The organism is Streptomyces calvus (assembly GCF_006782915.1).
Taxonomy (GTDB): domain Bacteria; phylum Actinomycetota; class Actinomycetes; order Streptomycetales; family Streptomycetaceae; genus Streptomyces; species Streptomyces calvus.
The window spans coordinates 1-21,369 of record NZ_VCNP01000007.1; the positions used below are offsets into that span (position 1 = coordinate 1).

24 protein-coding genes are annotated in these 21,369 nt (G+C 73.3%); 8 read left to right on the forward strand and 16 right to left on the reverse strand.

All coding sequences use genetic code 11. From position 1 onward, the window contains the following. Together FGW31_RS02405 and FGW31_RS02410 are read right to left on the reverse strand one after the other, a co-directional pair. Positions 1-687 (reverse strand): ribonuclease H family protein (locus FGW31_RS02405; protein ID WP_142191627.1); only part of this gene is annotated, 687 nt, incomplete at its 3' end. Positions 688-983: 296 nt separating this feature from the next. Continuing rightward, on the reverse strand, positions 984-1,466 hold the full coding sequence (locus FGW31_RS02410) for a VOC family protein (protein WP_142191628.1): 483 nt from the start codon (positions 1,464-1,466) through the stop codon (positions 984-986). Between the two features lie 500 nt (positions 1,467-1,966). Between FGW31_RS02410 and FGW31_RS02415 the strand changes: the two genes are divergently transcribed. Beyond that, positions 1,967-2,623 (forward strand): ATP-dependent Clp protease proteolytic subunit, encoded by a 657-nt coding sequence (locus FGW31_RS02415; protein WP_142191629.1) that lies wholly within the window; start codon positions 1,967-1,969, stop codon positions 2,621-2,623. After that, positions 2,623-3,219, forward strand: a complete 597-nt coding sequence (locus FGW31_RS02420) for a ClpP family protease (protein ID WP_142191630.1) — start codon at positions 2,623-2,625, stop codon at positions 3,217-3,219. The genes FGW31_RS02415 and FGW31_RS02420 overlap by 1 nt, the downstream gene beginning before the upstream one ends. A 26-nt stretch (positions 3,220-3,245) precedes the next feature. On the opposite strand, the gene FGW31_RS02425 is transcribed toward FGW31_RS02420, so the two are convergent. Then, positions 3,246-3,638: a helix-turn-helix domain-containing protein gene (locus tag FGW31_RS02425; protein WP_142191631.1), complete on the reverse strand. Its 393-nt coding sequence runs from the start codon at positions 3,636-3,638 to the stop codon at positions 3,246-3,248. 313 nt (positions 3,639-3,951) lie between these two features. On the opposite strand from FGW31_RS02425, the gene FGW31_RS02430 reads away from it, so the two are divergent. Beyond that, positions 3,952-4,827 (forward strand): SigB/SigF/SigG family RNA polymerase sigma factor, encoded by an 876-nt coding sequence (locus FGW31_RS02430; RefSeq protein WP_142191632.1) that lies wholly within the window; start codon positions 3,952-3,954, stop codon positions 4,825-4,827. Positions 4,828-4,855: 28 nt separating this feature from the next. On the opposite strand, the gene FGW31_RS02435 is transcribed toward FGW31_RS02430, so the two are convergent. Then, the gene (locus FGW31_RS02435) at positions 4,856-5,311 is read right to left on the reverse strand and encodes an ATP-binding protein (protein WP_142191633.1); all 456 of its coding nucleotides are present in this window, start codon (positions 5,309-5,311) and stop codon (positions 4,856-4,858) included. Between the two features lie 145 nt (positions 5,312-5,456). On the opposite strand from FGW31_RS02435, the gene FGW31_RS02440 reads away from it, so the two are divergent. The 3 genes from FGW31_RS02440 to FGW31_RS02450 all read left to right on the forward strand — a co-directional run bounded on the left by FGW31_RS02440 (position 5,457) and on the right by FGW31_RS02450 (position 7,796). After that, positions 5,457-6,041, forward strand: a complete 585-nt coding sequence (locus FGW31_RS02440; protein WP_142191634.1) for a PRC-barrel domain-containing protein — start codon at positions 5,457-5,459, stop codon at positions 6,039-6,041. Next, positions 6,041-6,463, forward strand: coding sequence for a PRC-barrel domain-containing protein (locus FGW31_RS02445; protein ID WP_142191710.1), 423 nt, complete (start codon positions 6,041-6,043; stop codon positions 6,461-6,463). The genes FGW31_RS02440 and FGW31_RS02445 overlap by 1 nt, the downstream gene beginning before the upstream one ends. Before the next feature lie 61 nt (positions 6,464-6,524). Continuing rightward, complete coding sequence (locus tag FGW31_RS02450; RefSeq protein WP_142191635.1) at positions 6,525-7,796, forward strand: streptophobe family protein; 1,272 nt, start codon at positions 6,525-6,527, stop codon at positions 7,794-7,796. A gap of 13 nt (positions 7,797-7,809) precedes the next feature. On the opposite strand, the gene FGW31_RS02455 is transcribed toward FGW31_RS02450, so the two are convergent. Both FGW31_RS02455 and mgrA read right to left on the reverse strand, forming a co-directional pair. Continuing rightward, positions 7,810-8,220 carry a hypothetical protein gene (locus tag FGW31_RS02455; protein ID WP_142191636.1) on the reverse strand — a complete coding sequence of 137 codons (411 nt, stop codon included), beginning with the start codon at positions 8,218-8,220 and terminating at the stop codon, positions 7,810-7,812. 250 nt (positions 8,221-8,470) lie between these two features. Further along, positions 8,471-9,463: an L-glyceraldehyde 3-phosphate reductase gene (gene mgrA, locus FGW31_RS02460; RefSeq protein WP_142191637.1), complete on the reverse strand. Its 993-nt coding sequence runs from the start codon at positions 9,461-9,463 to the stop codon at positions 8,471-8,473. Between the two features lie 127 nt (positions 9,464-9,590). Here mgrA and FGW31_RS02465 point away from each other — a divergent pair, with 127 nt between their 5' ends. Together FGW31_RS02465 and FGW31_RS02470 are read left to right on the forward strand one after the other, a co-directional pair. Then, positions 9,591-10,475: a LysR family transcriptional regulator gene (locus FGW31_RS02465; RefSeq protein WP_142191638.1), complete on the forward strand. Its 885-nt coding sequence runs from the start codon at positions 9,591-9,593 to the stop codon at positions 10,473-10,475. A gap of 27 nt (positions 10,476-10,502) precedes the next feature. After that, a complete protein-coding gene (locus FGW31_RS02470) occupies positions 10,503-11,018 on the forward strand; it encodes a mycothiol transferase (RefSeq protein ID WP_142191639.1) in 516 nt (171 codons plus the stop codon). On the opposite strand, the gene FGW31_RS02475 is transcribed toward FGW31_RS02470, so the two are convergent. The 10 genes from FGW31_RS02475 to FGW31_RS36160 all read right to left on the reverse strand — a co-directional run bounded on the left by FGW31_RS02475 (position 11,000) and on the right by FGW31_RS36160 (position 21,355). After that, a complete protein-coding gene (locus FGW31_RS02475) occupies positions 11,000-12,079 on the reverse strand; it encodes an adenosine deaminase (protein WP_142191640.1) in 1,080 nt (359 codons plus the stop codon). The two genes, FGW31_RS02470 and FGW31_RS02475, sit on opposite strands and share 19 nt — an antisense overlap. A 34-nt stretch (positions 12,080-12,113) precedes the next feature. Beyond that, positions 12,114-12,506: a VOC family protein gene (locus tag FGW31_RS02480; protein WP_142191641.1), complete on the reverse strand. Its 393-nt coding sequence runs from the start codon at positions 12,504-12,506 to the stop codon at positions 12,114-12,116. A gap of 290 nt (positions 12,507-12,796) precedes the next feature. Continuing rightward, positions 12,797-14,176, reverse strand: a complete 1,380-nt coding sequence (locus FGW31_RS02485; protein ID WP_142191642.1) for a phospholipase — start codon at positions 14,174-14,176, stop codon at positions 12,797-12,799. Positions 14,177-14,280: 104 nt separating this feature from the next. Further along, positions 14,281-15,171, reverse strand: a complete 891-nt coding sequence (locus FGW31_RS02490; protein ID WP_142191643.1) for a glycoside hydrolase family 19 protein — start codon at positions 15,169-15,171, stop codon at positions 14,281-14,283. A gap of 506 nt (positions 15,172-15,677) precedes the next feature. Beyond that, on the reverse strand, positions 15,678-16,820 hold the full coding sequence (locus FGW31_RS02495) for an LLM class flavin-dependent oxidoreductase (RefSeq protein ID WP_142191644.1): 1,143 nt from the start codon (positions 16,818-16,820) through the stop codon (positions 15,678-15,680). 85 nt (positions 16,821-16,905) lie between these two features. Further along, complete coding sequence (locus FGW31_RS02500) at positions 16,906-18,090, reverse strand: SfnB family sulfur acquisition oxidoreductase (protein WP_142191645.1); 1,185 nt, start codon at positions 18,088-18,090, stop codon at positions 16,906-16,908. A gap of 5 nt (positions 18,091-18,095) precedes the next feature. Then, on the reverse strand, positions 18,096-18,650 hold the full coding sequence (gene ssuE, locus FGW31_RS02505; RefSeq protein ID WP_142191646.1) for an NADPH-dependent FMN reductase: 555 nt from the start codon (positions 18,648-18,650) through the stop codon (positions 18,096-18,098). Between the two features lie 87 nt (positions 18,651-18,737). Continuing rightward, positions 18,738-19,955, reverse strand: coding sequence for an acyl-CoA dehydrogenase family protein (locus FGW31_RS02510; protein WP_142191647.1), 1,218 nt, complete (start codon positions 19,953-19,955; stop codon positions 18,738-18,740). Between the two features lie 41 nt (positions 19,956-19,996). Then, positions 19,997-21,115: a dimethylsulfone monooxygenase SfnG gene (sfnG, locus tag FGW31_RS02515; RefSeq protein WP_142191648.1), complete on the reverse strand. Its 1,119-nt coding sequence runs from the start codon at positions 21,113-21,115 to the stop codon at positions 19,997-19,999. Between the two features lie 156 nt (positions 21,116-21,271). Beyond that, positions 21,272-21,355, reverse strand: a complete 84-nt coding sequence (locus tag FGW31_RS36160; protein ID WP_375141383.1) for a putative leader peptide — start codon at positions 21,353-21,355, stop codon at positions 21,272-21,274. Positions 21,356-21,369 lie beyond the last annotated feature (14 nt).

Below are 21,369 nucleotides of genomic sequence, written 5' to 3' on the forward strand. Positions count from 1 at the left end.
CTCCGGGTGGCCCCAGCCCTTGCCGTTCTTGGCGATGGGCTCGCCCGCCGCGTAGGACCGTCCGCACGGGCAGCGGCCGGGGAACTTGGCCTTGATCGTGCGGGTAGCGGAGGTACCGGCACGCCGCCGGCCCGGCTTGCCGCCGCCGGAGGTGCGCTGGGCGGCGGTGCCGGCCGGGCGGACGGGAGAGGGCGGCGGCTCGGGCGAGCCCAGCGCGCTGCCGGCGTCCTGCTGCGCGGCGGCCGCCTGGCTGGCGGCGCGGTCGGCGAAGTCGTTGAGCGGGTCGCCGTCGACCTGGTGGGCGGGGACGTAGCGGAACTCCACCGAGCGGTCCTGCAGCAGGTCGTCGATGCGGACGACGAGGTCCTGGTTGGCGACCGGCTTGCCGGCCGCGGTCCGCCAGCCGTTGCGCTTCCAGCCGGGCAGCCAGGTGGTGACGGCCTTCATCGCGTACTGCGAGTCCATCCGGACCTCGAGCGGCACGGCCGGGTCCGTCGCGGCCAGCAGCCGCTCCAACGCGGTGAGTTCGGCGACGTTGTTGGTGGTCCTGCCGAGCGCTCCCGCCTCCCAGCGGACCGGTGTCCCGGAGGCGTCGGCGACCACCCAGGCCCAGCCAGCGGGCCCGGGGTTTCCCTTGGAAGCCCCGTCGCACGCGGCCACAACACGTTCACCCATGTGCCCGATCATGCCACGCCCGGCCGGGTCCGCACGGCCCGGGCATCGCGGGCGAGCCGTACGGCCGGGGTGCGCGGGCGAGCCGTACGGCCCCGCGGTCCGGGCGCCGGCCTTCCCGGGCCACCCGGCCGACGGCCCGCCGCCCGGCCCGGTGTCCCCGGCGTGTCCACCGGGGATGGGCGGGGCCGGCGATCCGGTGGGGGCCTGAGCGTGGCCCGGAACCCGCGGGCCGCCGTGTGTCCGGGCGCCGGTGCGGTGGGCCGGCTGCCGATGGGGCCCGCGCGGCGGGGCCCGTCGTCCGGCCGGTGTCACCGGCCCGCGTAGGCCTCCTCCAGGGCCGCGATGTCGATCTTGCCCATCGACATCATGGCCTTCATCGCGCGGTCCGCCTTCTCCCGGTCCGGGTCGCTGATCATCTCGGTCAGCCGCACCGGGTTGACCTGCCAGGAGACGCCGAACCGGTCCTTGAGCCAGCCGCAGGGGCCGTGCTCGCCGCCGCCTTCGACGAGCTTCTCCCAGTAGTGGTCGACCTCCGCCTGGTCCGCGCAGTCGAGCTGGAAGGAGATCGCCTCGTTGAACGTGAACTCCGGTCCGCCGTTCAGCGCGACGAACTTCTGGCCGTTGGCCGTGAACTCCACGGTGAGGACGTCGCCCTCGGGGCCCGGACCGGACGCGGTGTAGTGGAGGATCCGGCTGATGCCCGAATCCTTGAAGAGGGAGACGTAGAAGTTCGCGGCCTCCTCCGCCTGGCCGTCGAACCAGAGGCAGGTGGTGAATCCATCGGCGGTCATGAGTACCTCCCGGGCGTGGAACACGGTCATGGGTGTCGACCGGTCCGCGCCCCGGAACTCATCGGTGCGGCGCCGAACCGGTCAGGACGGCGGTGCCGGGCCGTCGGCCCGGCACCCCGCGCACGACGCCGCCATCCGACTCCCGAAGCGGGCGCCGGCGCCCGGAGAGCGGAAGCGCGCACTCGCCTCCGGGCGCCGCCCGGCCCGCTGGACGCAGTCTCCGGCCGGGGCGGCACGCGCGCGCTCAGCCGCCGCGAGCGGCGCCCCGGCCGCCCGACACGGGCCCGGGCCGACTCCGCGGCGACGGACGAGCCGGACCGCTGGTCGGCCATGTCACGGACCCCTTCCGGGAGTTGAGGCACAGTCAGGCCGGACGGCCGCTCTGCCCGTGGCGAATCTGCCACGGGCAGAGAAACGGCCGCCCGGCGCCGCCACCGGCCGACAGTGGAGACACGCGGCCGCCCGGGCCGCGTTCCGACGAGCGATCACCAGGAGCGCCCATGTCTCCACTCACCGCCGGCCCCCGGCCGGCCGCACTGCCCCGGGCCGAGGAGGGCGACACCCCGCCGACCCAGTTCGACGACCACCTCGCCGCCCAGCTGCTCGCGCAGCGGATCGTGCTGCTCGGCACCCAGGTCGACGAGGTCTCCGCCAACCGGGTGTGCGCACAGCTGCTGATCCTGTCCGCCGAGGACCCCCGCACCGACATCGCCCTGTACATCAACAGCCCCGGCGGTTCCGTGCACGCGGGGCTGGCCATCTACGACACGATGCGGCTCATCCCGAACGACGTCTCGACCCTCGCCATGGGCTTCGCGGCCAGCATGGGGCAGTTCCTGCTCTGTGTCGGCACGCCCGGCAAGCGGTACGCCCTGCCCAACGCGCGCATCATGATGCACCAGCCGTCGGGCGGCATCGGCGGCACCACCGCCGACATCGAGATCCAGGCGGCGAACCTGGAGTTCACCAAGCGGACCATCGAACGGATCACCGCCGAGCACACCGGCCAGACCCCGGAGACCATCTCCCGGGACGGCGACCGGGACCGCTGGTTCACCGCCGAGCAGGCGCGGGAGTACGGGATGGTCGACCGGGTGGTGGAGTCGCTCGACGACGTCCGCCCGGCCGCCGCACGACGCAGGATGGGGCTGCAGTGATGGGGACCTACACGATTCCGAACGTCGTCGAGCGCACCCCCAGGGGCGAGCGGTCCTACGACGTGTTCAGCCGGCTGCTGTCCGAGCGGATCATCTTCCTGGGGACGGAGATCGACGACGGGGTCGCCAACGTGGTCATCGCGCAACTCCTCCATCTGGAGTCCGAGGCCCCGGACAGCGAGGTCGCGATCTACATCAACTCGCCCGGCGGCTCGTTCACCTCGCTGATGGCGATCTACGACACGATGACGTTCGTACGCGCGCCGATCTCCACGTTCTGCGTCGGGCAGGCGGCGTCCACGGCGGCCGTACTGCTGGCCGGCGGGGACCCGGGGCGGCGGTTCGTGCTGGAGCACGCGCGCGTGCTGCTCGGGCAGCCGGCCTCGGGCGGCGCGCGCGGCACGGCGTCCGACCTGTCACTGCAGGCCAAGGAGATGGTGCGGATCCGCTCGCAGGTGGAGGAGGTGCTGTCCCGGCACACGCGCCACGATGTCGCGACCCTGCGCGCGGACATGGACCGCGACAAGGTGTTCACCGCCCACGAGGCCGTGGCGTACGGCCTGGCCGACGAGGTGCTGGCCCGGCGCCTGGCATAGCCGGAGGGCGCCGGGCCGGGCGGCGGTCAGGCGGCCAGGCACAGCCCGTTGCGCGCGGAGCCGGACAGGCCGTGTCCGGCCCGGCGGGCGGTGCTGCGGACCAGCTCTCCGTGGGCCCGGGTCAGCAGGTCGCCGAGGCCGAGGCCGAGCGCCTGGGCGGCGGCCGCGAGGACTTCCGACGAGGCCTCCTTGCGGCCCCGCTCCACCTCGGAGAGATAGGGCATGGAGATGCGGGCCGCGTCCGCGACGTCCTTCAGCGTCCGCTCCTGGGCGAGCCGTTCGCGGCGCAGCACGTCGCCGACGAGGTCGCGCCACAGGGGCTCCCTGGCCGCGGGGGCGGGGTCCGGGGCGGAGGCGGGCGGGGCCTGGCCGGGTCGCAGGGGGATGACGCGGGCGTGGTTGGGCGCTTGACTGGTCACCCCCTCAGCGTAGGAATTCCGTCGCGCGGGGGAAGGGAGCGGCGTTCCGCCCTGAGTGAAGCGGCGTCCCACCGCGTGCCGGCCGCGACGTGCGCTGCGCGGACCGGCCCGGCGTGCCGCGGACGCCCCGGACTGCCGCCCGGACCACTCCCGCGTACCATCGGTCGTACGGGTGACGGCCGCGGGGCACCCGCCCTCCGGCTGTTCGCACTACGGTGTGAATGGGTCCGCACCACCCGGGTACCCGCATGGCCGGTAGGGCCCAGGCACACGCCGGCCGTGACGTTCGTGGGGAGAGGCAAGGGAGACCGCCGTGATCCGGTCGCAGGCGCAGGTTGTCGACGAGCACACCGAGGCCGGGACGGGTGACGGGGTCCCGCGGGACGTCGTGGACCCCCGCTCGGTCGCCCCGCGCGATGCGCGGGAGCTGTCGCGGCAGTTCTTCCGCCGTATGGCGGAGCTGGAGGAGGGCACGCACGAGTACCAGTACGCGCGCAACACCCTCATCGAGATGAACATGTCCCTCGTGCGGTTCGCGGCCGGACGGTTCCGCGGCCGGGGCGACGACATGGACGACATCGTCCAGACCGGCATGATCGGGCTGATCAAGGCCATCGACCGGTTCGAGCTGTCCCGCGAGGTCGAGTTCACCTCCTTCGCGCTGCCCTACATCGTGGGCGAGATCAAGCGTTTCTTCCGTGACACCACCTGGGCCGTGCACGTGCCGCGCCGCCTCCAGGAGCTGCGCGTCGAACTGGCCAAGGCCCGCGAGGAACTCGCCAGCCGACTGGACCGCGAGCCCACGGTCGCCGAGCTGGCCACCCTGATGAACATCACCGAACAGCAGGTCGTCGAGGGCCAGATCGCGGCCAACGGCTACAACTCGTCGTCGCTGGACGCCGCCCTCACCGGTGACGGCCCCGAGGGCGGGGAGTCCGTCCTGGCCGACTTCATCGGCGTCGAGGAGGAGCGCCTCGCCCTGGTCGAGGACTTCCACGCGCTGGCCCCGCTGATGGCGGAGCTCAGCGAACGCGACCGGGAGATCATCCACCTGCGGTTCGTGGAGGAGGCCACGCAGGCGGAGATCGGCGAGCGCCTCGGCTGCTCCCAGATGCACGTGTCCCGGCTGATCAAGCGGATCATCATGCGGCTGCGTGAGGGGATGCTGGGCGAGCTGGGCCGCGTCTGACCGGCGGGCGCGGCGCCACCGGCGCCGTTCAGCGTGCGTCGACGGGCAGCACGGCGCGCACCCGCTTGCCGACGGGCACCCGCTCCACGTCGACGGTGTGCGCCAGCGCGCGCACGATCTCCAGACCGTGCCGGCCGATGCGCTCGGGGTCGCGCGGGAAGACGCGGGGCAGGGCGGCGCTGCTGTCGTAGACGGCGACCGTGATGGTGCTGTCCGTGCCCTCCAGTTCCAGGATGTACGGCCCGTCGCTGTGCCGGTCCGCGTTGGTGACCAGTTCGCTCACCACCAGGAGCACCGCGCCGTCGGCCCGCTCGCCGATCGTGGCGCACCACTCCGTCCTCAGCTGCTCGAGGAACTGCGCGGCGAAGGCCCGCGCCTCGGCGATGCATCCCGGCTCGCCGGTGAAGTGTGCCGTCCGCCGAAGCGGTTCCACGGGCACGTCGAAACCAGTCGGTATCACTGCCCCGTCCAGGTGGTAGGTCATGCGTTTCTCTCTGCGAAGCCGGTCCGGCCGGACGATCCGCACCAGTCCTGGTACCCCGAGTCCGGCCGTGCAGTCCACCCGATCCGTGTGCGGCCCGCGGGGCGGGGAACCCGGGCTGCGCCGGGGTACGGCGGAAGGGCGTGCCATGAACGGACTGACGGCGGTGCGGAGCCTCGCCACGCTGCCCGTGGTGACGCTGGGCGGCGACGCCGTGGCGCACGTGAAGGACACCGTCTTCGACCCCTCGGGCGAGCGGATCGCGCGTTTCACGCTCACCGGACGGAGCCTGCTGTCGGGCCCGCTGCCGCGGGACCTGCCCTGGCCCGCGGTGCACTGCCTCGGGCGGCACGCCGTCATGGTGCGCGACGAGGGCGCGCTGTTCGACCTGCCTCTGTCGGTGGCGCGCCGCGAGGCGGTGCGCGGCCGGCTGCTCGGGTCGCAGGTGGTGACCGAGGACGGCCGCACGGTGGGCACGGTGCTGGACGTGCTGGTGGAGGGCGGCACCAGCGGCCGGCTCGTCGCGTTCCGGCTGGCCGCGCAGCGGGAGCTGGTGCACGGCTCGCGGCACCGCCGGCACCGGGTGTACGTGCCGCGCGGCGAGGCGCTGAGCGTCACGGGCCGCACGCTGGTGATCCCCGCGCACGCGACGGCGTACGTGACCGACGACCTGCCGGGTTTCGTGGCGCGTGTCGGCGCGGGCCACGACCGGGGCGGAGGCGGGGTGCGGTGATGCTGTTCTCCCGGGTGCGCGGGCTGCCCGTGCTGACGCCGGGTGCCGCCGACCGGATCGGGGTGGTGCGGGCGCTGACGGTCGACGCGGCGGCCGGGCGGGTCACGCACGTCCGGATAGGGCGCGGACGGCTGCGCGGGCAGGCCGTGGTGGCGTGGGAGGCGCTGGGTGCGGTCGGCACGGACATGCTGGTCGTGCGTTCGGCCGACGGGCCGGCCGGGGCGCCGCAGCACCGTGATCTGCTCGGTGCCAGGGTGCTCACGGAGTGCGGTGAGGAGCGCGGCACGGTGCTCGACGCGGCCTTCGACCCGGTCACGGCCCGGGTCGAGACGGTGCTGACGACGTTCGGTGAGGTGCCGCCGGGCCTGCTGCTGGGTCTGGGCGACCACGCGCTGGTGATCCGGACCGGACATCATCGCTGACGGCCGACGCGGACGGACCTCCCGGCGGGCGAGGGGCGCCGGGCCTGCTTAGCGTGCACACGTGAGCGCACGCATCTCCTCCGACCGTCCGGCCGCCCGCCACGGCTGGCCGCAGGCCCTCGTCACGGTTCTCGGCGGACTGGTCGCCATGGGTGCGGTGGCCGCGCTCGGGCTGTGGGCGGCCGGTGCCACGGACCTGCCGGGGGGCTCCTTCCCCGCGGTGGTCGCGGCGACGGTGGTCACGGCCGTCGGCGGCACGGTGGAGCTGTCCGGGGACGCCGGTGCGCTGGCCGGCACGGAGGGCGGTCTGACCGTCATCCCGCTGTCGGTGACGCTGGCCGGGGCGCTGGTCGTCGGCACCGGTTTCCTGCGTCCGCTGCGGCGCCGGGCGGTGGCCGGGGCTCCGGAGCTGGCCGGGTGGGCGGCACGGATCGCCGTGCTGTGGCTGCTCGCGCTCCTCGGTCTGGCGCTCGCCGCCCGGCACACCTTCGAGATCTCCCTCGGCGACGGCCCGCTCGGTGACCTGGGTGAGCTGTTCGGGCTGACGCCCGTGGTCGGGTTCGCGGCGGACGTGCCGCTGACCGTCCTCATCGGCCTGGTCTGGCTGGCCGGGGTGCTGGTGGTGGCGCTGCTGGCGTCCCCCGGCGCTGCGCTGCCTGCCGGGCTGCTGCGCTTCGGGCCGGCGGTGCGTCCGGCGGCGCACACGATGGTGCGGCTGCTCCTCGCGGCCGTGGTGATCTGTCTGGTCGTCGCGCTGTTCGTCGCCGCCACCCGGGGCCACGCGGTCGAGACGTTCGCGGTGATCCTGCTCGGGCTGCCCAACGTGGCCTGGCTGGCGCTGACGGTCGGGCTCGGCGCCACCTGGGACGGCCGGGTCGAGGGACCCTTCGGGCTGCCGATGCCGCACGTCCTCGACGAGGTGCTGCGCACACCGGACGTCTCCGCGCTCAACCTGGGCACCCTGGTCGAGCACGACGGCGGGCGCTGGTGGTGGCTGCTGGTGGCGGACGCCGTGCTGCTGCTCGCCGCCGCGTTCCTGACGGCGTCCGCGTCCCCGGCCGGGGTTCCGGCCTGGCAGCACGCCGTACGCATGGCGGTGGCGCTGGCGCTGACGGTACTGATGATCTGCCTGATGGCGCGGATCTCCGCGCGGATCGGTCTGTCCGTGCTCGGCATCGGTGACCTCGGCGACGGGTTCTCCGGGCAGGTGCTGCTGAAGCCGCGGCTGTGGACCGCGCTGGGGCTGGCGCTGCTGTGGGGGCTGGTGGCCGGGTTCGCGGGGGCGTGGCTGGCGCGCGCGGTGCGGCGGCGGGGCCGCGGGGCGGAGCGCTGAACCGGCCGGGAGGTCAGGCGACGGGGACGCCGAGGACCCGGGCGGCGCGCTGCATGCGCAGGGCGTCCACGGACTCGGCCAGCAGTTCGTACTCGGTGGTCTCGTCGCCGGTGGCGACGCGCACCATCCGTCCGGCGGCGAGCGCCTCGGCCACCGCTTCCTGCCGGGCGACGTCGCCGCACCAGGTGCGCAGCACGGTGGGCACGTCGGGGACGTTCGGGGGTACGGGCACGAGCGCGCCCGGCGGTAAGTGCTCGGAGTCGGGCCGGGGGTCGAGGCGCTCGGCGATCCAGGAGGCGCGGTCGCGCAGCCACCACAGGGCGAGGGCCAGGGTGGGCGCCCGGTAGGTGCCCAGCGGTACGCCGATGCGCCGTCCGTCGCAGATGCCGTACGCCGTGACGTGGCACAGGAATTCGTCGTGCACGTTCCCTCCCCCGCTGCGTCGCTCGCCCACCGGACGGGCCGACTGCCCGTTCGTGGCTCGCATGCTGTGCGTGAGGGCGCCGTCGCGCGGTGTGAAGCGCTCTCCCGTCGAGTATGTTCACCGCTGAATCACTGTCACCACGTGTTTCCGGCCAGTCTCCTGGCATATTCACCGCCGCGCTTGGCCGAAAACGGCGCGCGCACCGGGCCCCGGGCGGGACCCGGTGCGCGACCGGGGGACGTCGGTGGTGCTACTGCTTGACGACCGCGTCGATACGGGCCAGCTCGTCGTCGGAGAAGTCCAGGTTGCGGGTGGCCGCCACGCTGTCCGCCAGCTGCTCGGGGCTGCTCGCGCCGACCAGCGCCGAGGTCAGGCGGCCGCCGCGCAGCACCCAGGACAGCGCCATCTGGGCCAGGGTCTGGCCGCGGGAGGCGGCGATCCCGTTGAGCGTGCGCAGCCGGCCCACCAGGTCCTCGGTGAGCGCGTCGGTGTTCAGGAAGGGGCTGTCGCTCGCGGCCCGGGAGTCCTCGGGGATGCCGTCGAGGTAGCGGGCGGTGAGCAGGCCCTGCTCCAGCGGGGAGTAGGCGATCGAGCCGACCTGGAGCTCGTCCAGGGCGTCCATCAGGCCCTGGTCCTCCGGGCGGCGGTCGAGCATCGAGTAGCGCGGCTGGTTGATCAGCAGCGGTGTGCCCAGCTCGCCGAGGATGCGGGCGGCCTCCCGGGTCTGCTCGGCGGAGTAGTTGGACACGCCGACGTACAGCGCCTTGCCCTGCTGGACCGCCGAGTGCAGCGCGCCCATCGTCTCCTCCAGCGGAGTCTCCGGGTCGAAGCGGTGCGAGTAGAAGATGTCGACGTAGTCCAGGCCCATGCGGCTCAGGGACTGGTCCAGCGAGGACAGCAGGTACTTGCGCGAGCCCCATTCGCCGTACGGGCCGGGCCACATCAGGTAGCCGGCCTTGGTGGAGATCACCAGCTCGTCGCGGTAGCGCGCGAAGTCCGTGCGCAGCGCCTCACCGAGGGCGGTCTCGGCCGCGCCGGGCGGCGGCCCGTAGTTGTTGGCGAGGTCGAAGTGGGTGACGCCGAGGTCGAAGGCGCGGCGCAGGATGGCGCGCTGGGTCTCGGCCGGACGGTCGGGACCGAAGTTGTGCCACAGGCCGAGCGAGAGCGCGGGGAGTTTCAGGCCGCTGCGGCCGGTGCGCCGGTAGGGCATGTCCGCGTAGCGGTCGGGGTGTGCGGTGTACAACGCGACTCCAGAGGGGTTGGCACACGTCTTGGCGGTTCCGTCGAACCACCGGTCCACTCTGGCGTGACCTGCGGGCAGTGGTCCAACAGAAGAATCCGATGGTATTCAGCGGATACGCTTCTCAATCATGGAACTGCGTCACCTCCAGCACTTCGTCGCCGTCGCCGAGGACCAGCACTTCACCCGGGCGGCGGAACGGCTGATGGTCTCCCAGTCGGGCTTGTCCGCGTCCATCCGCGCGCTGGAGCGCGAGCTGGGCACACCGCTGTTCGTGCGGACGACCCGGAGGGTGACGCTCACCGAGGCCGGGCGGGCGCTGCTCGCGGAGGCCGAGCGCATCCTGGCACAGGTGCGGGCGGCGCACGAGGCGGTGGCGGCGGTGCAGGGGGTCCTGCGCGGCACGCTGGCGGTGGGCTCGGAGCAGTGCATCGCCGGGGTGCACGTGGCGGAGTTGCTCGCCGCCTTCCGGCGGCGGCACCCGGACGTGGAGATCCGGCTGCGGCAGTGGGGGTCGGCGGCGCTGGCCGAGGAGGTCGCGGCGGGACGGCTGGACCTGGCCTTCGCCTACCGGACGGAGGCGGACCCGGAGCAGCTGCGCTGCGTGCCGCTCACCAGCGAGCCGATGACCGTGCTGTGCCACCCGGGCCATCCCCTGGCGCTGGCCGGCGCGCCGGTGACTCCGCGCGACCTGGGTGACGAGGTCTTCGTGGACTTCCACCCGGACTGGGGCCCGCGCCGGGCCACCGACGCCGCCTTCGCCGCCGCGGGCGTACGGCGCACGGTGGCGCTGGAGGTGAACGACGTGCACAGCCTGCTGGATCTGGTCGACGAGAACCTGGGCGTCGCCGTCGTGCCGCGGCACTTCCGGCACAAGCGCGAGGCGCTGGCCGCGCTGGCGCTGAAGGACACCGGCGAGGCGGCGTACGAGACCGTCGCGCTGGTGCCGTCGCCGCGGGCGACCAGTCCGGCGGCCCGCGCGCTGATGGCGCTGCTGGACCACGGGAGCGCGTGAGGGGCCCGGATGCGCGAGGGTGGAGGCATGCATGCCAAGGACATCCTCATCGACGGCTTCGGCCGCATCCGCGAAGAGGTCCACGCCGCCGTCGAGGGCCTCGGCCCCGACGAGCTGAACGCCCGGCCCGGCCCCGACGCGAACTCCGTCGCCTGGCTGGTCTGGCACCTCACCCGGGTCCAGGACGACCACGTCGCCGACGCGTTCGGCCTCGACCAGGTGTGGCTGTCGCAGGACTGGGCGAAGCGCCTCGCGCTCGGCCTGCCCCGGCACGACACCGGGTACGGCCACACCTCGGCGAAGGTCGCCAAGGTCCGCGTCGACTCCCCCGAACTGCTGACCGGCTACTACGACGCGGTCCACGAGCAGACCCTGGGGGCGCTGCGCTCGCTCGCCGCGAAGGACCTGGAGCGCGTGGTCGACGAGGGCTGGGACCCGCCGGTGACCCTGGGCGTACGGCTGGTGAGCGTCCTGTCCGACGATCTCCAGCACGTCGGACAGGCCGCCTATGTGCGGGGGCTGGTTCAGAGCACGGACGCGTAGCCCGGCAGCACGACGTCCCGGACGAGCGCGGTGCGCTCGTCGTACGGGAGGAAGGCGCTCTTCACCGCGTTCACGGTGACCGTGCGCAGGTCCTCGGCCGTCCAGCCGGCCTGCTCGACCAGCAGGGACATCTCCCGGGTCATGGTGGTGCCGGAGACGAGCCGGTTGTCGGTGTTGAGGGTGACGCGGAAGCCGAGGTCCTTCAGCGCGGTGATCGGGTGCCCGGCGATGGAGTCGGCGGCGCCGGTCTGCAGGTTGGAGGTGGGGCACATCTCCAGGGCGATCCGGCGGTCGCGCACCCAGGCGGCGAGCCGGCCGAGCTTGCCGGCCGCGAGGTCGGGGATGTCCTCGGTGATCCGCACGCCGTGGCCGATGCGCTGCGCGCCGCACACCTGGAGGGCCTGGTGGATGCTGGGCAGGCCGTGCGCCTCACCGGCGTGGATGGTGAACGGCACGCTCTCGCCGCGCAGGTACTCGAAGGCGGCCAGGTGGTCGGCGGGCGGGAAGCCGTCCTCGGCGCCGGCGATGTCGAAGCCGACGACGCCGGCGTCCCGGAAGGCCACCACCAGGTCGGCGATCTCCCGCGTCCGGTCGAACATGCGCATGCCGCACAGCAGCGTCCCGACCCGCACCGGCGTGCCCGCGGCGGCCGCCTTGGCCATACCGGCCGCGAGCCCCTCCTGCACGGCCTCGACGACCTCGGGCAGGGTCAGTCCGCCCCTGGTCATCAGCTCCGGCGCGTAGCGCACCTCGCCGTAGACGACTCCGTCGGCGGCGAGGTCGAGCACGTACTCCTCGGCGGTGCGCAGCAGGCCCTCGCGGGTCTGCATGACGGCGAGGGTGTGCTCGAAGGTGCCTATGTAGCGCACGAGGTCGCCGGAGCCGGCGGCCTCGACGTACCAGGCGGCGAGCTCGTCGGGGTCGGTGGTGGGCAGGGTGTGGCCGACCGTGTCCGCGAGTTCCACGAGGGTGGCGGGGCGCAGTCCGCCGTCGAGGTGGTCGTGCAGCACGGCCTTGGGCAGCCGGCGGAGGGTGTCGGTGTCGATGGCGGGGGCGGTCATGGGCGGCGTTCCTCGGGATCGGTGCGGTGCGGGGTCACTCGGCGGGCTGGAGCAGGTCCCAGCGGTTGCCGTACAGGTCCTGGAAGACGGCGACGGTGCCGTACGGCTCGTGGCGCGGCTCCTCCAGGAAGGTCACTCCGGCGGCGGTCATCCGCGCGTGGTCGCGGGCGAAGTCGTCGGTGTACAGGAAGAAGCCGACCCGTCCGCCGGTCTGGTCGCCGATCCGGGCGCGCTGGGCCTCGCCCTTGGCGCGGCCGAGCAGCAGGGCCGCGCCGGTGTGCCCGGCGTCCGGTTCCACGACGACCCAGCGGCCGCCGTCCGGGCGGGGCGAGTCCTCGGCGAGCCGGAAACCGAGGGCCTCGGTGTAGAAGCGGATCGCCTCGTCGTAGTCGTCGACGACAAGGCTGACCAGGGCGATACGACGCATCGTGACCTCTCGCAGGGGTGATTGACGGGAGAGGTTATACGTAAAACCACCGCGTCGCCAAGCCCGCCGCGGAAGGGGTTCGAACGTCCCGGCGGGACCCGGTACGGCTGTGGTCCGGGCGGGCGGCGATCGAGTGGTCGCGGTTCGCTCGGGGTGCCGGGCCGGAACACGGCGCTGCCCGTCCGCCGCATCGCCGGGGGCCGGTGCGGTGGACGGGCAGGTGGCCGAGCCGACGAGTGCCGGCGGTGGTCGTCGACGGGGTGCCGCGCGACGGCCGCGGTGGCGGAGCGCTACGGGTAGGTGTAGGTGTTCAGCGCGGTGACGGCGGCCGCCGGGTCGCCGAGGTCGTAACGGTCCACGGCGAGGTAGTTGGGCTTCTTGCGGGCGGCGGGCTGGCAGAACCGGCGGGCCCGGTCGGCGAGTTTGCTGTTGTCCGTCCTGGCCGTGTCGGTGACCGTGGCGTCCCGGAAGTGGTTCATGACGAACAGCGGACGGAAGCCCGGCTCGGTGCGGGTGAGCGGGATGGTGGTGTTCGCGTCGTACCAGCGGCTGTAGCAGGACCAGTCGGAGGTGCCGGCGCCCGATCCCATGGACCAGTGGTTCTCGACGGTCCACTCGCGCTGGTACATCACGCCGAAGGTGTCGCGGGTCAGCCCGGCGGACTCGTCGGCGGCGCGGCTGTGGTCGGTGAGGATCAGCAACCGGTCGCCCGCGGCGGCCAGTTCCGCCATGGTCGGCCAGCCGTTCTCCCGGACACCGGTGCGGTCGGGCCGGTAGAGCACGTCCGACAGGCCCTGGACGCGGGCGAGTTCGTCGCGCAGGACGCCCGGGTCGACGTAGTCCTCCAGGAAGACGGTGACGAACTGGTCGGGGTGGGCGCGCAGGAAGTCGACGATCCGCTGGAGGTCGACCCAGAGCGCGACGGGCCGGCTGACCAGGGTGCAGCTGTTGTGGCAGAGGATCGCGCCGTCCGGGGTCTGGTGGATGTCCAGCATGAATCCGCGGACTCCGTCGGCGAGTTGGCGTTCGATGCCGCGGCTCTGGTTGGGGAAGAGGTTGACGAAGGGCGGGGCGAAGCCGCCGTCGACTCCGTTGGCGTAGGCGTTGTGGGTGGTGAGGAAGGTGACCTGGTCCAGGGTGCGCGCGTCCTGGGGCGGCATGGGGCGGGTGACCGGGTCGGCCGGGGTGAGGTACCAGGTGGCGAGGTCGCCCGTGCCGGTGCCGACGGCGAGCTGTGCGGGGTGGTTGGCGCCGGCGGGCTTGGGGGCGACGGTGAGGCCGCGGTCGCTGCCGGGGACGGCGAGGGTGAACCGGTCGGCACCGGCGGGGGTGATCCGCCAGCGGGCGTCCGGGCTCGCGCAGGCGACGGTCCTGGCCTGGTCGCCGGCCCGGCCGAGGCAGGTGCCGGGGCTGTCGGTGTTCTCCAGGAGGTGCGTCTCGCCGTCGGCCCGCAGGGTCCACTGCTGGTGGTCCTCGTCGCCGCGCGGTCTGTGCTGCTCGACGGCGCCAGAGGCGTCGGCGGCGTTCAGTCCGGTCGTCGCGCTCTGCACGTAGTACGTGCCGGACGGCGGGAGAGCGTCGGCGCCCGCGGCGGGGGCCGGGGTCACGACCGTCGCGGCCAGCGCGGCGGCCGTGACGGTCGTGGTGAACAGGGCGTGGGGGGTGCGCATGCGGTGGTGTCCTTCGTCCGAGGGATGGCCCGCGCACTGCCGTGGGCGGGCCATGACCGGAGGTCTTAAGTCAGGTGCATGACACCACGCCGGGCGGTCGGGCGTCAGCAGTACAGGTTGCCGCCGGGTGACGTTCCGAGGATCTGGGTGAACTGCTGGTACTTCGTCACACGGCTCTGCACCTGCGCCGGGTTCCTGCCGTCGCACTCCAGCGCGCCGTTGATGCTGCGGATGGTCTGGCCGAAACCGGCCTGGTTGACCATGGCGTTGTGCGGGGTCATGGTGCCGGGGCCGGTCTGGGTGTTCCAGTACCACAGCGCGGTCTTCCAGGCCACGGCGGCGTCGTTCTGCACCAGCCAGGGATTGTTGAGCAGGTCGATGCCGAGCGCGTCGCCGGCCGCCTTGTAGTTGAAGTTCCAGCTCAGCTGGATCGGCCCGCGCCCGTAGTAGGCGGCCTGCCCGGCCGGACAGCCGTAGGGCTGTCCCCAGTCGCAGTAGTGCGGGTAGTTGGCGGTGTTCTGCTCGACGACGTGCACCAGGCCGCCGGTCTCGTGGCTGACGTTGGCGAGGAACGCCGCGGCCTCCTGCTTCTTCACCGTGTCGCTGCCCGTGGTGGCGAAGCCGGGGTAGGCGCTCAGGGCGGCGGTGAGGCCGCTGTAGGTGTAGAAGGGATTCCGGTTCGGGAACATCTGGTTGAACTGCGCCTCGGTCACCACGAAGTTGCCGACCGGCGTCCCGGGGCCGTTGTCGCAGGCGTACGGCTCCCAGTACCAGGTGCTGATGGTCGGGTCGTAGCCCGGGTTGGCGTGCTCGGCGATGTAGGCCCTGCCGTCGGTGTAGCGCACGATGTCACCGGCGTTGTACGCCTTTCCGGCCACCCAGTTCGGGTAGCTGGAGCACGCGGCGGCGGAGGCGGTGGCGGCGGGGAGCAGGACCGGGGCGCTGCCGGCGAGGACGAGGGCGGCGGTCACGGCGGCGATGCGTCTTCTCGACACGGGACGACTCCTTTGCGGAACAGGGCCGCTTCCCGGCGAGGACACGCCTGAGCGGGCCTCGCCCGCACGCGCCGGCGGGGCCGGTCACGGCAGTGGGGGCGGCCGTGGTGGGGGGTGCGGGGCACACTCAACCGCTTTGGTCTGTACCAGTCAAGGGTGTAGACCAGTCAACCGCTCCCCGCCACACCGCCCGACCGCTCCCCCGCCCCGCCCCGGGCCCCGACCCCTCCGCACCACGAGCGTCCGACGGCTCCGCACCGCAAGCGTCCGACCGCTCCGCACCGCGAGGGTCCGCCCGCTCCGCACCGAAGGCGTCCGACCCCTCCGCACCACGAGCGTCCGCCCGCTCCGCACCGCGAGCGTCCGACCGCTCCGCACCGCAGGCGTCCGCCCGCTCCGCACCGAAGGCGTCCGACCCCTCCGCACCACGAGCGTCCGCCCGCTCCGCACCGCGAGCGTCCGACCGCTCCGCACCGCAGGCGTCCGGCCGCTCCCCGCCCGGCCGTTCAGCTCGCGAACGGCACCTGCGCGACGGGGGCCGGCCGCGCGGCGGAGGGGTGCCGCCACAGTCCGCGGGCCGCGAGGCGCGGGAGCACCCCCTCACCGAACCAGTACGCCTCCTCCAGATGCGGGTAGCCGGAGAGGACGAACTCCTCGATGCCCAGCGCCCGGTACTCGAGGATCCGCTCGGCGACCTCGTCGTGGCTGCCGACCAGGGCGGTGCCCGCGCCGCCGCGCACCAGCCCGATGCCGGCCCACAGGTTGGGGTGGATCTCCAGTCCGTCCCGGCCGCCGCCGTGCAGGGCGAGCATGCGTCGCTGGCCCTCGGACTCGCTGCGGGCGAGACCGGCCTGCACGGTCCGCACGGTCTCCGGGTCGAAGCCGTCCAGGAGCCGACGGGCCTCGGCCCAGGCCTGCCCGGCCGTGTCACGGGTGATGACGTGCAGGCGGATGCCGAACCGCAGCGTGCGGCCCTCGCGGGCGGCCAGCTCCCGCAGGCGGGTGATCTTCTCGGCGACCTGCGCGGGCGGTTCGCCCCAGGTGAGGTAGACGTCCGCGTGCCGGGCGGCCACCTGAGCGGCGACGGGCGAGGAGCCGCCGAAGTACACCTGCGGCACGGGCTCGGGGAGGCGGGCCAGGACCGCCTCACGCACGCTCAGGTGCTCCCCGTCCACGGTGACGGTCCTGCCCTGCCACAACTGCCGTACGATCTCCAGGAATTCGCCGGTACGGCGGTAGCGGGCCTCCTTGTCGAGGAAGTCGCCGTAGGCCCGCTGCTCGTGGCTCTCGCCGCCCGTGACCACGTTGAGCAGCAGCCGGCCGCCGCTCTGCCGCTGGAAGGTGGACGCCATCTGCGCGGCGAGCGTGGGTGACACGAAGCCGGGCCGGAAGGCGACCAGGAACTTCAGCCGCTCGGTCTCCCGGGAGACCATCGCGGTGGTCAGCCAGGCGTCCTCGCACCAGGCGCCGGTGGGTGTCAGGGCGCCCACGAAACCGAGGTCCTCGGCGGCACGGGCGATCTGGCTCAGATACGCGATCGTCGGGGGCCGGTCCTGCCCGGCCGGGGAGGCGGGGGTGCCGTGGCCGCCGCCCACGACGTGGCGGCTGTCGCCGTTGGTGGGCAGGAACCAGTGGAAGGTGAGGGACACGCGGGGCTCCGATCGGGCTCGTTCTCGGGTGGTCCGGCACGGCGGGCCGTGGCGGCGCGCCCGTTTCCGGATGTGTCGTCGCAGGTCACAACAGGCCGTGGCGGGGCGGCCGGATCCCGCTGAGCACGTATCTGCCGATGTGCTGGATCTTCCAGCGGACCGGGTCGTGCAGGGTGTGGGTGCGGGCGTCGCGCCAGTGGCGGTTCAGGTTCAGGGCACCGAGCGCCGAGCGGGTGCCGGCCACCTCGAAGAGGGCGTTCGCCACCTCCACCGCGGTGTCGGCGGCGTGTGCCTTCGCGGCGGCCACCGCGATCGACGCCTCGGCCGCCGAGTCGTCGGTCAGGCCGGCCCGCGCCCGGTCCACGGTGCGCCCGGCCTCGCGCAGCAGCGCCTCCGACGCCCGGACGCGCACGGCGAGTTCGCCGAACCTCTGGACGAGCAGCGGATCCTCGGCGGCCGTCTCGAAGCCGCTCTCGAACCAGGGACGGCTCCTGGTGCGGACGAACGCGGCGGCCTCGGCCAGCGCTCCCCCGGCGATCCCGGTGTCGATCGCCGCGTGCAGCAACTGCGCGACCGCGCCGTGCAGTTGCGGCTCCTGGAAGGTGAGGTGGTGCGGGAACACCCGGTCGGCGGAAACCCGTACGTCCGTCAGCCGGACGGTGCCGCTGGCCGTCGTCCGCTGGCCCATGCCGTCCCAGTCGTCGGTCACCGTGAGCCCGGGCGCCCCGCGCCGCACGAAGGCCACGTGCAGGGCGTCGTCGCCGGCGCGGGCGAGCACGGGGATCCAGTGGGCGAAGAGGGCTCCGGTGGCGTAGTGCTTGACGCCGTTCAGCAGGTAGGAGCCGTCCGGCTGCGGCTCCAGGCGGGTACGGATGTCCTGGACGTGCCGGGTGCCGGCCTCCGACTGGGCGTTGCCGAGGCGCCGTCCGGCGAGGAGTTCCGCGTGGAAGAACGTCCGCTGGTCGTCGGTGCCCCGGCGTTCGATCACCTCGGCGTACACGAAGTGGCTCTGCGGGATCTGCGCGAGGCTGGCGTCGGCCGTGGCCAGCAGCCGGAACACCTCCGCGAGGGTCTCCCGGCTCACGTCCGCCCCGCCGTGGGCGGCGGGGACGGTGACGGCGAGCAGGCCGGAGGCGGAGAGCCGGTCCACCTCCGCACGGGGCAGTCTGCGTTCGGCGTCCCGCGCGGAGGCTCCTTCGCGGAACTCCTCGGCCAGGGCGGCCGCGACGGCGAGGGCTTCGGCGTCGTCGGCGATCACGTGTGTGGTCATGGCGGTCAGCCCGCGGCGGCCGGGGCCGGGACGCGTGCCAGGGCGGCCGAGAAGTGGTCGACCACGTCCGCGAGGGCCTCGTCGGCGGCCGGGGCGACGGTCAGCGCGCCTCCCTCGTGCACGGTGATGTCCCGGTCGAGGGTGAACCAGCCCTGCACGATGTGGGCCGCACCCATGGAGTTCAGCACCGGCCGGAGCGCGTAGTCGATGGCGAGGACGTGGGCGGTGGAGCCACCGGTGGCCAGCGGCAGCACCGTCTTCCCGGCCAGCGCGTGCTGCGGCAGCAGATCGAGGAGCGCCTTGAGGACCCCGGAGTACGACGCCTTGTAGACGGGGGTGCCGACGACGACGCCGTCGGCGCGGGCGAACAGGTCGGTGACCCGGACGACGGCCGGGTGCCGGAAGTCCGCGCCGAGCAGGGCTTCTGCGGGGAGGGCGCGGACGTCGAGCGGGATCACCTCGTGGCCGTGGGCGGTCAGCCGCTGGTCGAGGTGGCGCAGCAGCCGGTTGGTGCGGGATGTGGCGGACGGGCTGCCGGAGACGGACAGGACGGTGGCCATGGGCCCTCCTCGGAAGGCGGTGCGGGCGGGGTGCAGGTGCGGTGGGGACGGGGTGCGGGGTGCCGGCAGGGCGGGGCGGCGGGGCGGTCAGGAGTACCAGGTGGGCTCGGGCAGTTCGCCCTCGAGGACCCAGCGGCCGACCTCGCGGCGCTTGTAGGCGACCGGGTCGTGCAGGGTGTGGGTGCGGATGTTGCGCCAGAACCGGTCCAGGCCCTCGGCGGTGGTGGTCGAGCGGGCACCGGTCACCTCGAAGATGCGGCTCGTGACCTCCAGGGCGACGTCCGTGGCCCGGGCCTTCACCGCGGCCACCCGCACCTCGAAGTCGCCGCGCGTCTGCTCGGTGACCGCGTCGGGGTCGTCGTGCAGGTGCTGCCCCTCGACGGCCACGGCGTCGGCGAGCGCCTCGACCGCCCACAGCTTCGCCGTGAGGTCGCCGTAGGTGTCGACGACGTAGGGCTCGTCGACCGCGCGGTCGTGGCCGCCGTGCAGCCAGGGCCGGGTCCGGGTGCGGGTGTAGGCGGCCGCCGTCTCCAGCGCGCCGGCCGCGATGCCGAGGTAGAAGTTGACGAAGACCAGCTGGATGGTGGGGACGTTGAGGGTGTTGTAGACGCGGGGCCGGAACTCCCGGTCGACGTATCCGGCCGCGGAGGACCAGGGGGTGCGGACGCCGTCGAGGGTGACGCTGCCGCTCTCGGTGAGCCGCTGGCCGATGTTGTCCCAGTCGTCGTGGAAGGTCAGCCCCTCGCTGTCGGACGGCACGATCGCGAAGACGTGCCGGTCCGTGCCGTCCAGGACGCCTTCGAGGACGGTGACGTCGGAGACCCTGCTGCCGGTGGAGAAGGTCTTGCGGCCGGTGAAGACCAGGTCGTCGCCGTCCTCGGTGACGACGACGTCCTTGTCCCGCGGGTTGACGGCGCCGCCGAAGAACCAGCGGTTGCGGGCGGCCTCGGCCTCGACGTGCTCCCACTGTTCGCGTGTGCCGACCAGGCGCGCTGCCCAGTTCCACAGGTAGTGGTAGCCGAGGAGCTGCCCGATGGAGCCGTCGGCCTTCGCGATCTCCCGGACCACGTGGTAGGCGGTGATCCAGTTCTGGCCGCCGCCTCCGTGCTCGGCGGGGCCGAGCAGGGTGACGAGACCGGAGTCCTTCAGCAGCCGCACCTCGGCGTGCGGGGCGGCGCCGGCGCGGTCCCGGGCCGCGGCGTCGGTGGCGAGTACGGCCGCGACCGCGCCCGCGCGGGCGATCCACTCCTCGGCGGTGCGCGGGGCGGGGCGGAGGTTCCAGTCGGTGGGGGTGGTGGTGCTCATGGGTGTGGCCCTCTCTCGTGTGCGTACGGGGTGCGGGGGTGTCAGGCGTGCGCGGGGACGGAGGCGAGGTCCGTGCTGTCGGCGGCCTCCAGTTCCCGCACCAGGGGCAGGACGCGGCGGCCGAAGTACTCGATCTCCTCGTGGTAGTGGAGGAAGCCGAGGAGGAAGAGGTCGACGCCGAGCCGCTTGTGGGCGACGATCCGTTCGGCGATCTGCTCGGGGGTGCCGATCAGGCCGGTGCGGAAGCCGTCGTTGTACTGGACCAGGTCCTCGAACGTGGAGTCTTGCCACATGCCCTTGCCGTCGGCTGTGGACCGGCCGGCCTGGGCGACGGCGGCGCCGAAGCCCTCCACGGCCTCGGTGTCGGCGTGGGCGACGATCTCCCGGAGGGTTTCGCGGGCCTCGGCCTCGGTGTCGCGGGCGATGAGGAAGGCGTTCAGGCCGAATCCCGGGGGCCGCCTTCCGGCGCGGGAGGCGGACGCGCGGATGTCGGCGAGCTGTTCGGCGACGCCGTCGAGGTCGCGGCCGTTGGAGAAGTACCAGTCGGAGACGCGGCCGGCCATGGCGCGGGCGGCGGTGGAGTTGCCGCCCTGGAAGATCTCGGGGTGCGGACGGCCGGGCGTGCCGAGCGGCTTGGGCTTGAGGGTGAAGTCGCGCAGCCGGTAGAAGTCTCCGGCGAGTTCGGCGTGGTCCTCGGTCCAGAGCAGGCGCAGGGCGCGGATGAACTCCTCGGAGCGGCGGTACCGTTCGTCGTGTTCGAGCCAGGGCTCGCCCAGCGCCGTGAACTCGTCCCTGAACCAGCCGCTGACCACGTTGACCGCGAAGCGTCCGTTGGACAGGTGGTCGGCGGTGGCGCCGAGTTTGGCGAGGACGCCCGGATGCCACAGCCCCGGGTGCACGGCGGCGATGACCTTTAGGCGCTGGGTGGCGAGCAGCAGGGCGAGGCTGAAGCCGGTCGACTCGTGCTGGTACTCGGCACCGTAGCTGGCCATGTAGCGGACCTGGGTGAGGGCGTACTCGAAGCCGTTGTCCTCCGCCAGGACGGCCAGTTTCCGGTTGTACTCGTATCCCCAGTCGGTGCGTTGTTCGATGGTGCTGGTGACCAGTCCGCCACTGACGTTGGGGACCCAATAGGCGAATTTCACAGGCTCTGCGGACATGCGGAACTCCTCGTGCGGAATTCAGAGGGATTTCGGGCACGCCGCATTCGAAAGGCGCGCGGGAGCGCGAAATGGGCGGTGCCGGGAGGGAACGACGCGGAACCGGTCTCGGACCGGGCGCGGCGGGGAAAGCGTACGGCGGCGGATCTGGGGGGATCAGGCCGCGGTGCGACAGCAGGAGCTGGAAACGCGCGCGAGGTCGACGTGGCGTCGCCGCGTGAGTTCCAGTCGCATCGTCATGCCGACGATCGTGA

Bases quoted from the DNA above. Each gene is read 5' to 3' on its own strand.
- FGW31_RS02410 (WP_142191628.1), bottom strand. From the start codon at position 1,466: ATGACCGCCGATGGATTCACCACCTGCCTCTGGTTCGACGGCCAGGCG.
- FGW31_RS02415 (WP_142191629.1), top strand. From the start codon at position 1,967: ATGTCTCCACTCACCGCCGGCCCCCGGCCGGCCGCACTGCCCCGGGCC.
- FGW31_RS02420 (WP_142191630.1), top strand. From the start codon at position 2,623: ATGGGGACCTACACGATTCCGAACGTCGTCGAGCGCACCCCCAGGGGC.
- FGW31_RS02435 (WP_142191633.1), bottom strand. From the start codon at position 5,311: ATGACCTACCACCTGGACGGGGCAGTGATACCGACTGGTTTCGACGTG.
- FGW31_RS02440 (WP_142191634.1), top strand. From the start codon at position 5,457: ATGAACGGACTGACGGCGGTGCGGAGCCTCGCCACGCTGCCCGTGGTG.
- FGW31_RS02445 (WP_142191710.1), top strand. From the start codon at position 6,041: ATGCTGTTCTCCCGGGTGCGCGGGCTGCCCGTGCTGACGCCGGGTGCC.
- FGW31_RS02465 (WP_142191638.1), top strand. From the start codon at position 9,591: ATGGAACTGCGTCACCTCCAGCACTTCGTCGCCGTCGCCGAGGACCAG.
- FGW31_RS02470 (WP_142191639.1), top strand. From the start codon at position 10,503: ATGCATGCCAAGGACATCCTCATCGACGGCTTCGGCCGCATCCGCGAA.
- FGW31_RS02475 (WP_142191640.1), bottom strand. From the start codon at position 12,079: ATGACCGCCCCCGCCATCGACACCGACACCCTCCGCCGGCTGCCCAAG.
- FGW31_RS02480 (WP_142191641.1), bottom strand. From the start codon at position 12,506: ATGCGTCGTATCGCCCTGGTCAGCCTTGTCGTCGACGACTACGACGAG.
- FGW31_RS02485 (WP_142191642.1), bottom strand. From the start codon at position 14,176: ATGCGCACCCCCCACGCCCTGTTCACCACGACCGTCACGGCCGCCGCG.
- FGW31_RS02500 (WP_142191645.1), bottom strand. From the start codon at position 18,090: ATGACCACACACGTGATCGCCGACGACGCCGAAGCCCTCGCCGTCGCG.
- ssuE (WP_142191646.1), bottom strand. From the start codon at position 18,650: ATGGCCACCGTCCTGTCCGTCTCCGGCAGCCCGTCCGCCACATCCCGC.
- FGW31_RS02510 (WP_142191647.1), bottom strand. From the start codon at position 19,955: ATGAGCACCACCACCCCCACCGACTGGAACCTCCGCCCCGCCCCGCGC.
- sfnG (WP_142191648.1), bottom strand. From the start codon at position 21,115: ATGTCCGCAGAGCCTGTGAAATTCGCCTATTGGGTCCCCAACGTCAGT.
- FGW31_RS36160 (WP_375141383.1), bottom strand. From the start codon at position 21,355: ATGACGATGCGACTGGAACTCACGCGGCGACGCCACGTCGACCTCGCG.